Consider the following 15,455-nt stretch of genomic DNA (forward strand, 5'->3'; position numbering starts at 1 on the left):
TAAAAAATCATGCACACTATTTCAAAATTAAATCCCATTAAACTTTTTTTTTAGTTTAACTGATCACAAAAAAAGAGTTAAAAATACTTTGACATATGACGTATACAGACGTGCATTTCTAAACGAGTATTCTTATCACCTGCCAAAATCAAACTAAAACAGTACCACCAACCTCTTCCAAATTGAAATCAGACTCGTTTAAACTTGGTCAAAAATGTTTTTAAACTGGTAGAGTACCCTTTCGATTAGACGCAGGTCTTCGGTTATAATCTCTGCGCCACCCTTCATCTCTTGCTGGAAAACAATGTGCTTATCGTATGAAGTTTTCAACCCGTTTAAAAGAGCCACATCTATTAGCAGGTTTCCGTCTTTATCGGGTACGAGCGAGATATTTTTGATTTTGCCTTTTAAAACGCCAAATTCCCTATCAGGAAAGTTGACCAGACGAATATTGATGCGTTGTCCCTCTTTGATTTTCCCTGAATTCAGTGCGGGAGCTTTCACCTTTCCTATAAGACTGTTTTTAACATCGGGAATTATAGAAAATACATTATCTCCAGCGTTTATGGTTTGATTTTCATTCCAGACCTGAAGAAAAGTCACTCTACCACTGATGGAGGATTTTAAAGTATAAACTAATTCCCAGTCCCGAATCACTTTTTTCAGCTGATAGAAGGACTGCGATACATTTCGTCTGAGGTTAGCTTCTTCCTTTGTCTTGTTTATCTGCGCATTCTGGCTTGATTTTGTATTGTCAATCTGAGAAGACCTCAATTGAGAAATCGAAGACAATAGACTTTTGTAATTCTTCTGAGCCCGAAGGAAACCCAGTTTTTTGGCTTCCATTTCCTGAGCAGAAATAATTCCCTTATTGAATAAGGTTTCAAAGCGTGCTACTTCATTTTTCTGAAGCTCTAATTCGCTTTCGTTAAGCTGTTTTTGCTGCTGCAAAATATCCAATCTCTCCTTTATCTGATTTTTTTCCAAACTCTGTGCTTTGCTTTCAATTTCGAAAGGATGCAGGCTTTCATTAAGCCGCTGTGCCTGATAATCTTTCTGAAATAAAGCAAAAGCACTTTCGATTCCCCCTAACTGTGTGTTTTGAAGAAGCTTAAAAGGAAACAATTTTTTTGAGTTGTTTATATCATAGCCGTCCACAATCTTTTTCAGTAAAAAAACATCTTTATAATTGGCGGTGTTTTCAATTATGGCAAGCGTATTGCTTTTTTTAACTAGTTCTTTATTCCTGACCAAAATAGCTTCAATGCGTCCAGAAGATTTTGAGACAATCTTCTCTGGCGGAATATCGGTCGTAATTATGATTTCTGTTTTGACAGTATCCGGATATTTCACGAACCAAGAAACAAAAAAAAGCATCACAATTAGAGCAAATATCAATACTGTCCCCCATCGTATCATCCAATGCGGCACTTTGGTCAGGATATCCTGAACCTCTTCGCTTCTCAATTCAAAAGTATCATTGTCTTCAGCCATAACTAATTTCCTAACTGCAATTGATTTCTAACTAGTTCAAAATAATCCCCTTTCAGCTCAACCAGAGTTGTATGATTTCCAACTTCGATAATTTTACCTTTATCCAAAACCACAATCTGATCTGCATTCATTACCGTACTTAATCGATGCGCAATTACTATTACTGTTTTGTTTTTAAAGAAAATACCTAGCTTTCGCATTATTTCTTTTTCATTATTTGCATCTAGCGCTGATGTCGCTTCATCAAAAAACAGAATTTCCGGATTTTTGTACACTGCTCTGGCAATTAGTAAACGCTGCTTTTGTCCGGTGCTCATTCCTGTGCCTTCTGAACCGATTTTAGTATTGTAACCCAGAGGAAGCTCACTTATATACTGTTTAATATTTGCCACATCTGCCGCATAAGCCAATCGTTCTTTATTAATTTTATCCGCTCCGATTGCAATGTTATTCGCGATTGTATCGCTAAAAATAAATCCTTCCTGCATTACGGCTCCTATATTGGATCTCCATGCATGTTGCGATATATTTTTAAGCTGGGTATCTCCAATTAAGATTTCTCCTTTTTCGGGTTCATAAAATTTAAGAAGCAACTTCATAAGTGTTGTTTTTCCACTTCCGCTCACTCCTACAATTGCAGTTACTTTATTGGCAGGAATTTTTAAACTCAAGCTGTCTAAAACGGGAATGTCTGAACCTAAATATCGATAAGAAGCATTTTTTAATTCGATATCCGAATTATAAGGAACATCATTGGACTGATGCTGCTCCTGCTCTGCTTCATCTTCTTTTTCGTGAATTTCTGATAATCTTGCCAATGAAATTTTAGCATCCTGAAGCTCTCTCACAAATTGGATAAGTTGCATAATTGGCCCATTTAAACTGCCTACAATTGAATTAATGGCTAGCATCATTCCAAGCGTGATTGAACCATCAATAACTAATTTTGCCGATAAAAAAGTAATGAAAATATTTTTCAGTTCATTTATTACCGACGAGCCGATTGTTTGCGACTGTTCTAAAACCAATCCTTTTATCGAAACTCTGAAAAGTCTTGCTTGAACATACTCCCAGCCCCAGCGCTTTTGTTTTTCTGCATTATGAAGCTTAATTTCCTGCATTCCGTTTATCAGCTCCATCACTTTTCCTTGTTCGTTAGAAACTTCTGCAAAACGTTTGTAATCTAGAGTTTCTCTCCGTTTTAAAAACATGCTTATCCAGCCAAAATAAAGAAGGCTTCCTGCAAAAAACACGAGAAATATCTTTAGATTAAAATAAGCCAAAACGCCTCCCAATACAAACATATTGATAACCGAAAAAAGCACATTCAGAGATGATGTTGTAAGTATTTTTTCTATTCTATGGTGATCATTTATACGTTGCATAATATCGCCCGTCATTCTCACATCAAAAAAGGAAATCGGAAGATTCATAAGCTTGATAAAGAAATCCGAAATCAAAGAAATATTAATACGCGTGGAGAGATGCAGCAATATCCAACTCCGTATGAGCTCTAAGCCTATTTTACCCGAAAAAAGAAACAGCTGGGAGAAAAGGATCAGGTAAATGAAATGAATATTCTGGTTCTGGATTCCGACATCAACTATACTCTGTGTCAGAAATGGAAAAATCAGGCTAAGCAAACTACTGGCAAATAAACCGATACCTAATTGAAAAAGGTAGGATTTGTAACGGATCACATATTGTGACAATATTCCAAAATCTACCCCTTTCTTATCTTCTTTATCAAAATTAGGATGAAAAAAATTTGGTGTTGCTTCAATCAGCAACGCAATTCCTTCCTTTGTTTCATTGCCGGCATTGTTGCCAATCCAGAACTTTAAAAAATCTTCCTTATTGTATTCAATCAGTCCGAAGGCGGGATCAGAAACATAATAGACCTCCTTTTTTATTCTGTAAAGCACAACGTAATGATTATTATTCCAATGTAGAATAGATGGCAGAGGTGCTTCCTCCAACCTTTCTAAGCTTAGTTTTACTCCTAAAGTCCTAAATCCGATTTTTTCTGCGGCATCACTCAGAAATAAGAGATTGCTCCCTTCTCGGGTTGTCTCACTAAATTCCCGCAACTCCTGAATATGGATTGTTTTACCATAATGTTTGGCAATAATTTTTAAACATGTAGGGCCACAGTCTTTATGATCTGCCTGCTTATAATGAACGAATTTTTTCAATTTATTTTGTGAGTTTTTTTGCTTGGAGCCAAACAAAACATTTTTCATTTGTAATAACAGCTAACATAAGTTTAACGGTACATAAATTCCAGCTTATTAAATTAGAGATCGAAAATAGTTTAAACACCTAACTAATTATTTCAATGTATTTTTGAGCAATAACTAAGTAATCAAAATTTTCTTCTGCATATTTTCGTATTTGCTTTCGATACATATAATTTTCACTAATTGCTTTTTCGGCATACGCTGCGACTTCATCAACAGTATTGCATAAATATATCCAAGGAAGATTCAGGTCTAAATTGGCAGAGGCCTCCATTGAAATCACAATTGAAAGCCCTGCTGCCATAGCTTCTAATATTACTAAAGGGTGTGCTTCACCATCACTAAATAAAATTATACAGGAATAATTCGTTAGATTTTTATGGACAGTCGCCCTATCCCACTCACCTAAATAATTGACGTACTTATTATCTGTTTTAAACACAAGAGAGTTCATTGGGCCGACAAAATCACAAATCAGATTTCTTTTTTCTAAAATCTTTCCGGCTATTTCTTCTTGTCTTTTTCTTTTTTCCATTCTGCCTAAACAAATTGCATTCTTCAACAAAGCGGATTCATTAAATATAAAATTCTGAACTTCAACACCATTAGGAAGAACATCAATCTTTCCTAAATATCCATTTCTTTTAAAAACATTTAATATATCTTCACTCAAAACAATTAATCTTTCGCTTCTCATTAAAAACTTAAAAATCCTTTCATAACCATAATGCCATTTTTCCGGGTAAGCGGCATATCCATAATGACTTGTAACAATTAATTTAAAATTTAAACGAACAGAAAGCGTGTTCCAAAATTTAGTTAGCGGATCAAAATGAACATGAACCACATCATAACTCCAAGGTTTTGCTAATAATGCAGCCACCAATCCTCTTTTATTTAAGATATCTACTTTATGACCAAGCGCCTCACAATATGTTTTTTGATTCCAGATAAGTGTTTCAACGGCACCCCATCCGTTTGATGGAATTGGCATCATTCCAGGTCCTACAAGGAGTATTTTCATAAAAATGGTATTTAGGTAAAAATTAGTATTCGTTATTTTAATGACAAATCATTTATCAGAGACTCTTGATCATAATGAACTTCGAATAAGTGCAATCATTTGCTTATGATGAGAAAATCAGATTTAAATAGACTTCTCAAATTTAGAATAGGCTTTACTATGACCTGTACTGCATACAATATGAAATCTATTATATGGCGTGGATTTATACTTATCAATTTTTATCATTAATCCATAATAAATATTGAAAAAGTAATTTTTATTAAAACTCATCTCATATATAGAAATAGCTGAAGAACCTTTCCAGATTAAGAAATTTGTCCCGTCATCATGTCTTCCAATTACTATTTTTTGCTTATCTAAGTGATAATAATACTCTCCTGCTTCTATTGTTTTAACTTTCTTTTTAAATAAGAGATAGGAAAAAAAACAATCCATTTTTTTTCCTAAATTCCAGAAAAAAGGTTTCAAATTATCAGTATAAAAAACTTCAAAACGAGTACGAATAGAATCAGTTTTTCTATAGTCAAATTTATCAATATAGAAAACATCTGGTATTTGATTCCACTTTAAAGAGTTATTGGCAAAAATGTTGCATTTGTAATATAATAAATGATACAGCATAAATTCAAATTTGCCATCATAAGAAAAAATACCATTTTCCCATTTCAACTTTCCAGGCGTTCCATCTACTAGCAATAAATCAAAATGAGCTTTTAAATTTCCTAAATCTCCCTCTTTTACTATTACGTGCTGAATACTCTCGATCTCACAGTTTCTCTTGAAAATATCATGTATCTCAAAAAAGCTGTTTCCATTTTCAAAATTAGTTTCATCAAAAGCATAATTTTTAGATGATGTAAAAATTGCTTTATAATCTTTACTTTTCGTGTATAAGTTATTTATATATCCATTATTTCTATACAACATACAACAAGCAGTAATAAAAGCATGTCGTACACAAATAATATCATATTCCTCTAAAACTTCATCGGTAATAAATTCGCGTATTCTCCCATAAATTACGTCAATGTCTGTAATGCCCCAAAAATCATATTCTGTTAGGTATTCAGAAAATAAAAACCCGAAAGCAGGTCTAAAGTCACAAAGTTTATAACCTTTTTTTACATCGATATCAAATCCAAGTTTTTTTGTTGCTAATTGATTAAAATCTGATAAAGAAAAAGGAATAATCTTAACATTATAAGTTACAGGGTAATCCATGGTTTGATCAGTAAAAACAAAAAAATCGACCATAGGGTTAGCCTCACATGATTTTAAAAAGAATTTAAAAAACCATGGCGTTTTTCCAATATAAATATTAATTAGGCTTATTTTTTTCATAAAGCAAATGAAAGATCTTACCGAGTATAATGCTATTCCTTCTTTTTTAGAAGCAAATATCTTTCGCTTTTAACATATAAATTAATTCTATATTATCCCTTAAGTATACAATATTATCCAAAAGACAATTTTCAATTAATCTCTCGACTACTTTATATTTTAAGGCATTTTTGATAATCAAAATCAATTTGAACAAAAAAACCAATCATTATACTATGCATACCTTTAAAAGTCAGAATATGGATAATTTAGTACTAAAATCTGCATATTTTTAAGTAAGTTTTTAATTACACAGTAAATACTTTTGAAAAAAAAATATTTATACACTTCAGATGCAAACTAGGTCAATGTTCCAAACTTTAAATTACACATGCAGGTTATTGAGTAAAAAATATATTGTACTGCTATTGGTCGTATTTTGCAATTTACATGTAGTACAAAGTCAAGATATTCAGCCTTCAACATTAAATAAAAATGAAATACAAAACTTATCTAATCTTTGTAAAGTATGGGGATTTCTTAAGTATTACCATCCAAATGTTGCTAAAGGAAATTTTAACTGGGATGAACAATTACTAACTATTATTCCTAAAATTGAAAAAGCCACAAGCAAAGAAGCTATATCTAAGATCTACATAGATTGGATTGATTCTCTGGGAGAAATAAAAACATGCCGTTCTTGTAAAGAGGGTAAACCTAAAGAATATTTTGACAAAAATTTCAATCTTTCCTGGACACAAAATATAGAAGAGTTTTCTGCTGAACTTTCAAAAAAATTAAAGCTAATAGAAGATAATCGGTTTCAAGGAAAAAATCAGTATGTCTCTACTGCAAACGCTGGCAATGTAGAAATAATCAATGAACCTCAATATGTGAACTTTGAATTTCCCAATGAAGACCATCGATTGTTAAGTTTATTTAGATACTGGAATGTTGTTGAATATTTCTACCCCTATAAATATATAACTGATGAAAACTGGGATGAAGTCTTAAAACAAATGGTCCCTAAATTCAAAACCTCAAAAAACAAAACAGAATATCACTTGGCTATGCTGGAAACAGTGGTTAAACTCAAAGATTCACATGCAACCTTGTACACAGGCCCTATCGAAGATTATTTTGGAAAAAAATTTATTCCAGCGTTTTTTAATATGATAGAAAACAAATTGGTTATTACTGGTTTTTACAAAGATTCCTTAGCAAAAATAAATGATTTAAAAATTGGAGATGTAATTGAAAAATCGGAAGGAATAGATGTAGAAAAATTAATAGCATCCTATAAAATCTATAATAGAGGATCAAACAATAAGGTGCAGGATACTCACAATGGATATTTTGTAACGTCTGGAAATACAGATTCTATAAAGCTAAATATTAAACGCGGGAATACCGAAATTGTTAAAAATTTCGGGCGTTATGATATAAAGAATTTGAGAAGTCCATTTCCTAAAAATAAGGAAAAATATAAAATTTTAGATCATAATATCGGATATGTAGATATGTCTTATTTAGAAATGAAGGACGTTGATAAAATGATGTCAGATCTAAAATCAACGAAAGCAATTATAATTGATTATAGAGAATATATGAAGTTTACTCCCTATATGATTGCGAGAAGACTAATACGAACTGAAAAAGAGTTTGCAAAATTAATACAACCAGATCTTTCTTATCCTGGAAGATTTCTTTGGAAACAAAGCGAGACAATTCCTCCTTTAAAAAATCAATATTATACGGGTAAAGTTATTGTTTTAGTTAATCAAAATACACAAAGTGCGAGTGAATATGCAACTATGCTATTACAAACCGGTGACAATGTTACCACAATTGGCACCCAAACTTCAGGAGCTGATGGTAATGTTTCTTATAATGAATTTTTAGGCTATAAATCAATTATTACTGGACTGGGCGTGTTCTATCCAGACAAACGCGAAACCCAAAGAGTGGGAATAAAAGTTGATGTTGCTGTTTATCCTTCTATTAAAGGCATCCAAGAAGGAAGAGACGAGATTCTCGAAAAAGCGTTGGAATTTATACAGAAACAAAATTAATTAATATTAATCCTTAAATATAATAACAATGAAATTAAACAAAATGAAGATTTCTCGCTTGACAAACGCTCAAGCAAAAGCAGTAGTTGGAGGTGGTTACACTGGTGACAGTACAAAGCATAATTTTACATGTGGCTGGTGCACATCTAATGACAGTACTTTTCAAATTGATTGCAAGACTAAAAATAATGAGTCAAATACTTGTTTTCATTGTCCTACAACTGTACAATAATAACTAGTACAGTCTAAATAGCTAAAAAGTAATGAGATAATAGAATCTCATTACTTTTTTTAATAGAACATCATTTCATAAGTAAGTACCAAACAATTTAATTATTAGGAAATAATACTTATTCATTTATCAATATATTTTAAGAAATGGAAGATAAAACAATTAGTAAAATAAATGCCATAAACGATTACATTAATCTAAATATCGAGAATAATTCTAATATTTCATTATGCAACGGAATCGGGTCATTACCCGTGTTTTATTATCTGCAATACAAATTAACCAATGAGGAGGAATATCTAACTAAAATTCATGATGCAATTTCGAAAATTATCGAAATCATTAATGAGACTGATGTTCTATTATCCTATTGCAATGGTTTAGTTGGAGTTGCGCATGTATTTGATTATATTAAAAATAAAAACATTTTAAATTCTGAATCGTTACTTGACGTTGAGGATGCCCTTTTAACTATTGACGAGGGAGTTGCTGATTATTATATTAATCACACAAGAATTATTGAGGATATTGATTTCTTGCATGGCACATTTGGCGCTGCATTTTACTTAATTGAAAGATTTACTAATAACAAAAACTTCCTGCTTAAAGAGAAACTTATACAACTATTTGAAATACTTGCTGTCATTGTTTTAGCTGATATTGAAAAAACCAATAGTGTCAAAGATCTTTATAATACAACCGAAGACACTCATGTGACAAATTGTGGATTAGCACATGGGCATATTTCTTATATAATTATTTTCTCAAAATTTTTGAAGCAAATTCCCGAAAATAATCTAATTCGAGAAACTTTAAACAAAAGTGTCAACTGTGTTTTAGAATTTGAAAGCAACAATGAAAATAATTTATCACAATTTCCAAGTATTGCGACAAACAAAATAACTGCTCATTATAACACCAATCTTGGCTGGTGTTATGGAGATCAGACCATTTCTTTAGGCCTTTATAAAGCATCATGCATATTAAATGATAAAGCACTAAAAGAAAAGGCATTAGCTTTAGCATACAAAAATTTACAGCGAAATACTTTTGAAAAAATGTTTTCAAGCTCAAATGGTTATGATGCTTGTTTTTGTCATGGTCTATCAAGCATAGCATACATTCATAAAAAATGGTATTTAATTTCTAAAGATGAGAAGTTTTATCATGAATATGAGAAATTAACCTCTGCAGTTTTGAAATTTGGCGAAAATGAAAAAGGCATTGCCGGTTATCAAAAATATCAAGGAAATGGAACCTATATTGATTCGATAGGATTGTTGGACGGAGTAATTGGAATCGGTATGGTTCTAATAGACTATTTACTTGAATTTGATGATTGCGGATGGGATAATTTATTCTTATTAGATGTAAATAATAACTAACGCAAAAATGTCAAAAGAAAACACATACAAATCATTTCCAAATTTTGTTCTCAGAGCACCGCTTTTACCCTTTAACTTTTTTGAAGAACTAACTTCACAGCAAGATATATCTGATGATGAATTTAAAAAACTCTTTGGCAGAGCTGAAATAAAGGAAGCTGTCTTTTTAGCCACACCTATTTTATATAATGAATTAGAAAAATGGCTAAATAATAAAATTGAAGATCCTAATAAAATTGAAAAACTAAAATATTCTTTACTTAAATATGTGTCCAGAATGTCGTCAAGAGCAACACCTTTTGGAATATTTGCTGGATGCAGTGTGGGTACAATTGATAGTGTTACCAAAATTAAACTTGATAATATCTCTAAAAATAAAAGGCATACTAGGTTAGATATGAATTACCTCGTAGCATTGTCTCAGAATCTTGTGAAAATTGAAAATATAAAAAAACAAATATTATTTTTTCCAAATACAAGCATTTACAAATCTGGAAAACACCTTAGATATGTCGAATTTGAATACGTCAGCGGTATAAGACAACACAATATGATGGCTGTTGATGATTCAGTCTATCTTCAAAAAGTTCTAAAAGCTACTGAAAAAGGGATGTTAATGAAAGATATCATTGATTTATTGGTAGACGATGAAAATTCTTTTGAAGAAGTGAATTCTTTTGTTGATGAATTAATTTCTAGCCAAATCTTAATAAGTGAACTTGAACCATCTGCTACCGGAATTGAATTTTTAGACCATATTAAAAGTGTGTTATTAAAAATAGAAAACTCTAATGATTTGATAAACCTGCTAAACTATATAGAATCTAGTTTAGCAGAAATGGATAATCAAATTGAAAACAATCCCAAAAAATATATTGACCTCAGTAATTCTGTAAAAGAATTGGGAACTGATTTTGACATTAAGTTTTTATTCCAGACAGACGTAACACTAAGCACAACATCGAACTTAATCAGTAATTCTGTAGTTGATTCGGTAAAACGAGGAATGTCCATATTCAACAAACTTACTTATCCTAAGAAAAATACTACATTACATCAGTTCAAAGATGCCTTCTATGAGCGTTTTGAAGATAGGGAGATTTCATTAGCAAAGGCATTAGATGTAGAAATGGGAATTGGTTATATACAAAATCAGGAAATTTTAGACAGCAACCCATTAATAGATGATTTAATGTTTAACGCAAAAGAAGATCTAAATTCCTTTAAACAAATTCAATGGACTAAGGCCAATTCAATCTTTCATAAAAAAATTACGGAAGCTTTTGTTAACAAAAGTTATAGCATAAAACTTAGTGATAAGGATTTTGAAGAACTGGAAGAAAATTGGACAGATTTGCCAGATACAATATCAACCATGATAGAAATTGTAATAATTAATGGTGAAGAGAAAATAATTGTAAGCGATGCCGGAAATTCAAGTGCAGCAAATCTTTTTGGACGCTTTTGTCATGGTGACAAAACTCTAGAAGAGTTTACGGTAAGTATAACTAATTTGGAGAAAGAGATGAATGAGACCAAGATTATTGCAGAAATTAATCATTTGCCAGACTCAAGAATAGGAAATGTTTTACTTCGTCCCCATTTTAGAGAATTTGAAATTCCATACTTAGCTAAATCTACTTTGGCCATTGGAAATCAATTAAAAATTAACGATTTATATATTTCTGTAAAAAACCAGAAAGACATTTATTTACGATCTGTAAATCATAATAAAGAAGTTCTTCCTCGTCTTTCAAATTCACATAATTATTCGTCAAGTTCTTTACCTATTTACCACTTTCTATGTGACATGCAATCACAGAATAAAAGAGCAGGAATAGGAATAAATTTAGGGCCTTTTGCTAATGATTATGAGTTTATTCCAAGAATTGAATATGAAAATCTGATTTTATTCCCGGCTGTATGGAATATAAAAAAATTCGATATCGCATTGTTTCTAGATAAAAATAAAAGTGATGCCGAATTGATTCAGAGTTTTCAATTATTTAGAAATGAGAAAAAAATACCCCAATATGTCATGCTTATTGAATCAGACAACCAGTTATTAGTAAATCTTGAAAATATATTATCTCTAAAAATGTTTTTAAACACAGTGAAAAATAAACTAAGTTTTAAAATTAAAGAATTCTTATTTAATGAATCAGGAATTGTAAAAAATCACGATGATAATCAATACCATACAAACCAGATTATACTATCATTTTACAATAGTTCAAAATTAAAGAATGACTAAAATAGTGCAAAGAAATTTTATAACCGGAGACAATTGGCTCTATTATAAAATATATACAGGGACAAAAACAGCCGATTTTATTCTAATCGAAATTATTAATGCTGTTGCAAACGATCTGATTCAGGAAAACATTATTGACAAATGGTTTTTCATTAGGTATTCGGACCCAAAACATCATTTAAGGGTTCGCTTTCATTGTATAGACAAAAGTAATCTTGGAATCATTATGGGGAAACTATTGCCTTATTTAAATGACTTAACAAATCAAGATTTAATATGGAAAGTACAGACCGACACTTATCAAAGAGAGTTAGAGCGTTATGGAGAAAACACTATTGAACTTTCTGAAAGCCTTTTTTTCTACGACAGTATATTAATTGTTAATATTCTTGAAATAATCGGAAGTGAAGATGATGAATTAAGATGGCTTTTTGCTTTAAGAAATATTGATAATCTTTTAAACAATTTTGAATATTCTTTAGAGAATAAATTAATTTTATTTGAACACCTTAAAACAGGATTTGGGCACGAATTCGGCATAAATAAAGAACTCAATAAACAGATAGATTTAAAATACAGAAAGTACAGGTATAAGATAGAAGAATTTATGGCTTTTGAACAGAATCAGGATTCTGAATATCACGAAATAAGTATTGCTTTAGAAGATTTTAATAACAAAATAAAGTCTATGTCAAATGCCGTTCTTGACTATAATAATTACCATTTATTACAGATAGACTTGAATAACTTACTGATTAGTTATGTACATATGTCAATGGTTAGACTTTTTAAATCAAAAAACCGAATGCATGAGATGATGATATATAATTTTCTTTATAGGTACTACAAATCTTGTAAAGCGAGAAGTAAAACAGAGGACTAATCAATCTAGAGTTGATATTTTTTTGTGACTTCACAGCAGAGCTTTTAATATAAAATATTTTCAGTGTTAGAAAAAAAATATACCTCAAAAAGCTTAAAAAACATTTAAAGACGAAAGAAAGAATGTTACTTTGGAAGAGGCTACATTACGACAAAAATAAAAAGTAAAAAAATGAAATATAATCAAAACATATATGGTACTACACCTAAAAAAAGCATTAAAAATGTTAATTTATGAAGGAATGGTACAAATCAGAATAAAACAGTTAAAATACTTATTAACAATATTTTAGCTGTTTTATTTGTTTTATTTTGTGCTACTTTGCGCTTTCTACTTGCCGATGCAGAAATTAACTTTTCCTATTCTATAGGGGTTAATCAACATCGAGGTACAAATAAGGTACAAAATTTACAATTTAAAATCTTACAAAAACATCATTTGTTATGTGTCCGATAATTTGGTAAAACAGCTAGTCTTTCAAGAGAACATTTAACCTTTGTAGTTGACACAAATATACAAAAAACTTATTTTTCTTTAGTTTATAATTAGGTTATCACACTTCAACGACCAAATTATGGCGCAATCAAAATTAGTATTGCATTCAAAAGAGCTGTAAAAAATAGTAAGAAGGATTGCTTAAAAATTTAAGTTCGAGCACTTACCACATAAAAACATTCTCTCAATCTATTCATAAAAGGCAAAATCAAAAATGAAAACAATCTTCAACTTACTAACTAAGAATAAAAAAAGCCCTCATTTCTGAGAGCTTTATGTTGTTATTGAAATAATATTTTATAAAGAGCTGGCTTTTATTCTTACAATTTTACCGTCCTGCATAACAACCAGATCGCTGTTATTCTTCTTTTTAAACTCAATTAATTTTTCAGCAACCTTATCCATTGCCTCTATGATCTTCTTCTGAGTCGGTGTCGTCATTATCTTGCGTTCTTTCATAGTTGGTTATTTTTGAATACATCGAACTTAATCAGATTTATAATTTCAGATCGCGCTCTAATATTTTTTGCGCTATACTATACATCTTTCATAATTTATTTTCCAACTGTTTTAACAGTTCAATTTATGCAAGCGGTGCTTGCACAATTCGAAAATAGGATAAACTGTTAATTATTATTAACCAATACATTTGATACCCGTCTGAACACACACTTTTAAGAAAAATAATTATTTAATATTCCAATACCCCAGCAATTATCGTGACACTGTCACGATAATCTCCTTATATTTTAAAACAAAAAAAACTTCTATATGTAATATTTCAGCACATAATCGATAAACCAGTTCGGCAGCTCAGACGGTTCTATTTCCAATGAGAGCTTATCGTCTGCAATTTTAGCAATTAACTTATACTCTTCACTTGAATTATCAAATAGATAGCATTTATCCGCATTTTCTATCATTGGCATAAGATTGTTTAATGTATTGTAATAACGGCTTGAAATTTTTTCCCAAGAAACATTATGCCCCCCTTTGGTTACCCTATTCTCAACTCGCGAAACATTTATCTCAGGATCATCAATGCAGATAAAATATAAATATGTTTTGTAGCCTTTTTGCTTTGCCTCTTTGATCTCTTCAATTTTAGAAGGATGGCTCATTACCGTCTCAAAACAGAAATCAATTTTTTCTTCCTGAAGATGATGTCTCAGAAAAGCGCTTATCAGGGCTCCCTCATAGCTATGAGTTTCTTTTTGCGCATCAACTATAACATTCTCTTTTATGCAGAAATCTATCTTATGATTATCTTCTATAGATTTTTTTATTAGGGATGCGGCTCTTTCAGTCTTTAAGAATTCATTTAAATCTTTCTGGGTAAGATTTAAATTGAACTCGCTTAAATCAATATATCCGTTATTTGCTAATTCTTTTTCAATTAAATCAGCATTAAGAAAAATGCCAGCATTGTATTTTTTCGAAAAAGAATCAAAAAGTGTGCTTTTTCCTGAACCATTAGGACCTGCAAATATTCGCAATCTCGCCTGCGTCATATTATTTTCTTTCTAGAATCATTCCTTTTCTCAATGCCGATACATCAATTGAAGGTTTTGAAATTTTTCTTATAACCTTTATGGATCTATCTGGATTGACGGCAATAATTTCGTGATTGCGAATAACTTTTATGGTTAGACCTAAAGCCATAGAGCTTCTTACCGCTTTAGAGGAAGCAATTTTTGCAGAATCCAACAATAAGCTTTCCTCTTTGGAAGATACCATTGTTTTTCTTCTCTTGCTATAAGCGCCGATATTTCTTCTTCTGTTTTTCATAATCCAACTTTGTTCAAAAATACGAAATAAGAATAAGTATAACAAGAATAAAAATAAGCAGCAATTATAAACCCTTGCCTCTTTCTAAATTAGGGATTTCAAAATCCACTCCTGTTCTAACCAACTTCCCCATCACTGGCCAAAATCAAAAATAAAAATAGTCGTCAACCAACTAACTAACTAACTAACTAACTAACTAACTAACTAACTAACTAACTAACTAACTAACTAACTAACTAACTAACTAACTAACTAACTAACTAAC

At 31.0% G+C, this 15,455-nt stretch carries 12 protein-coding genes; 5 read left to right on the forward strand and 7 right to left on the reverse strand.

The genetic code is table 11. The annotated features are described in order from the left end of the window. Positions 1-198: 198 nt before the first annotated feature. From ABXT06_RS08115 to ABXT06_RS08130, 4 genes are all read right to left on the reverse strand, one after another. A complete protein-coding gene (locus ABXT06_RS08115; RefSeq protein WP_354590299.1) occupies positions 199-1,494 on the reverse strand; it encodes an HlyD family secretion protein in 1,296 nt (431 codons plus the stop codon). A 2-nt stretch (positions 1,495-1,496) separates the two neighbouring features. Further along, positions 1,497-3,689, reverse strand: coding sequence for a peptidase domain-containing ABC transporter (locus tag ABXT06_RS08120; protein ID WP_354590300.1), 2,193 nt, complete (start codon positions 3,687-3,689; stop codon positions 1,497-1,499). A 127-nt stretch (positions 3,690-3,816) separates the two neighbouring features. Then, positions 3,817-4,758: a glycosyltransferase family 4 protein gene (locus ABXT06_RS08125; protein ID WP_354590301.1), complete on the reverse strand. Its 942-nt coding sequence runs from the start codon at positions 4,756-4,758 to the stop codon at positions 3,817-3,819. Between the two features lie 123 nt (positions 4,759-4,881). Continuing rightward, complete coding sequence (locus ABXT06_RS08130; RefSeq protein ID WP_354590302.1) at positions 4,882-6,102, reverse strand: DUF6625 family protein; 1,221 nt, start codon at positions 6,100-6,102, stop codon at positions 4,882-4,884. A 380-nt stretch (positions 6,103-6,482) separates the two neighbouring features. Here ABXT06_RS08130 and ABXT06_RS08135 point away from each other — a divergent pair, with 380 nt between their 5' ends. The 5 genes from ABXT06_RS08135 (at position 6,483) to ABXT06_RS08155 (ending at position 12,907) form a co-directional block, all read left to right on the forward strand. After that, positions 6,483-8,153: a S41 family peptidase gene (locus ABXT06_RS08135; protein ID WP_354590303.1), complete on the forward strand. Its 1,671-nt coding sequence runs from the start codon at positions 6,483-6,485 to the stop codon at positions 8,151-8,153. A gap of 28 nt (positions 8,154-8,181) precedes the next feature. Beyond that, a complete protein-coding gene (locus ABXT06_RS08140; protein WP_354590304.1) occupies positions 8,182-8,385 on the forward strand; it encodes a hypothetical protein in 204 nt (67 codons plus the stop codon). Between the two features lie 146 nt (positions 8,386-8,531). Next, on the forward strand, positions 8,532-9,770 hold the full coding sequence (locus ABXT06_RS08145) for a lanthionine synthetase LanC family protein (RefSeq protein WP_354590305.1): 1,239 nt from the start codon (positions 8,532-8,534) through the stop codon (positions 9,768-9,770). A gap of 7 nt (positions 9,771-9,777) precedes the next feature. After that, entirely contained in the window at positions 9,778-12,024 is a 2,247-nt protein-coding gene (locus ABXT06_RS08150; RefSeq protein WP_354590306.1) for a lantibiotic dehydratase family protein, read from the forward strand. After that, on the forward strand, positions 12,017-12,907 hold the full coding sequence (locus ABXT06_RS08155) for a thiopeptide-type bacteriocin biosynthesis protein (RefSeq protein WP_354590307.1): 891 nt from the start codon (positions 12,017-12,019) through the stop codon (positions 12,905-12,907). The genes ABXT06_RS08150 and ABXT06_RS08155 overlap by 8 nt, the downstream gene beginning before the upstream one ends. 792 nt (positions 12,908-13,699) lie before the next feature. On the opposite strand, the gene ABXT06_RS08160 is transcribed toward ABXT06_RS08155, so the two are convergent. From ABXT06_RS08160 to ABXT06_RS08170, 3 genes are all read right to left on the reverse strand, one after another. Next, positions 13,700-13,861 carry a hypothetical protein gene (locus ABXT06_RS08160; protein ID WP_294965824.1) on the reverse strand — a complete coding sequence of 54 codons (162 nt, stop codon included), beginning with the start codon at positions 13,859-13,861 and terminating at the stop codon, positions 13,700-13,702. Between the two features lie 308 nt (positions 13,862-14,169). Continuing rightward, entirely contained in the window at positions 14,170-14,913 is a 744-nt protein-coding gene (locus ABXT06_RS08165; protein WP_294965821.1) for an ATPase, read from the reverse strand. A gap of 1 nt (position 14,914) precedes the next feature. Beyond that, entirely contained in the window at positions 14,915-15,190 is a 276-nt protein-coding gene (locus ABXT06_RS08170; RefSeq protein WP_294965818.1) for a hypothetical protein, read from the reverse strand. Positions 15,191-15,455: the final 265 nt, after the last annotated feature.

Origin of the sequence: Flavobacterium sp. UW10123 (genome assembly GCF_040538975.1) — a bacterium.
GTDB lineage: Bacteria > Bacteroidota > Bacteroidia > Flavobacteriales > Flavobacteriaceae > Flavobacterium.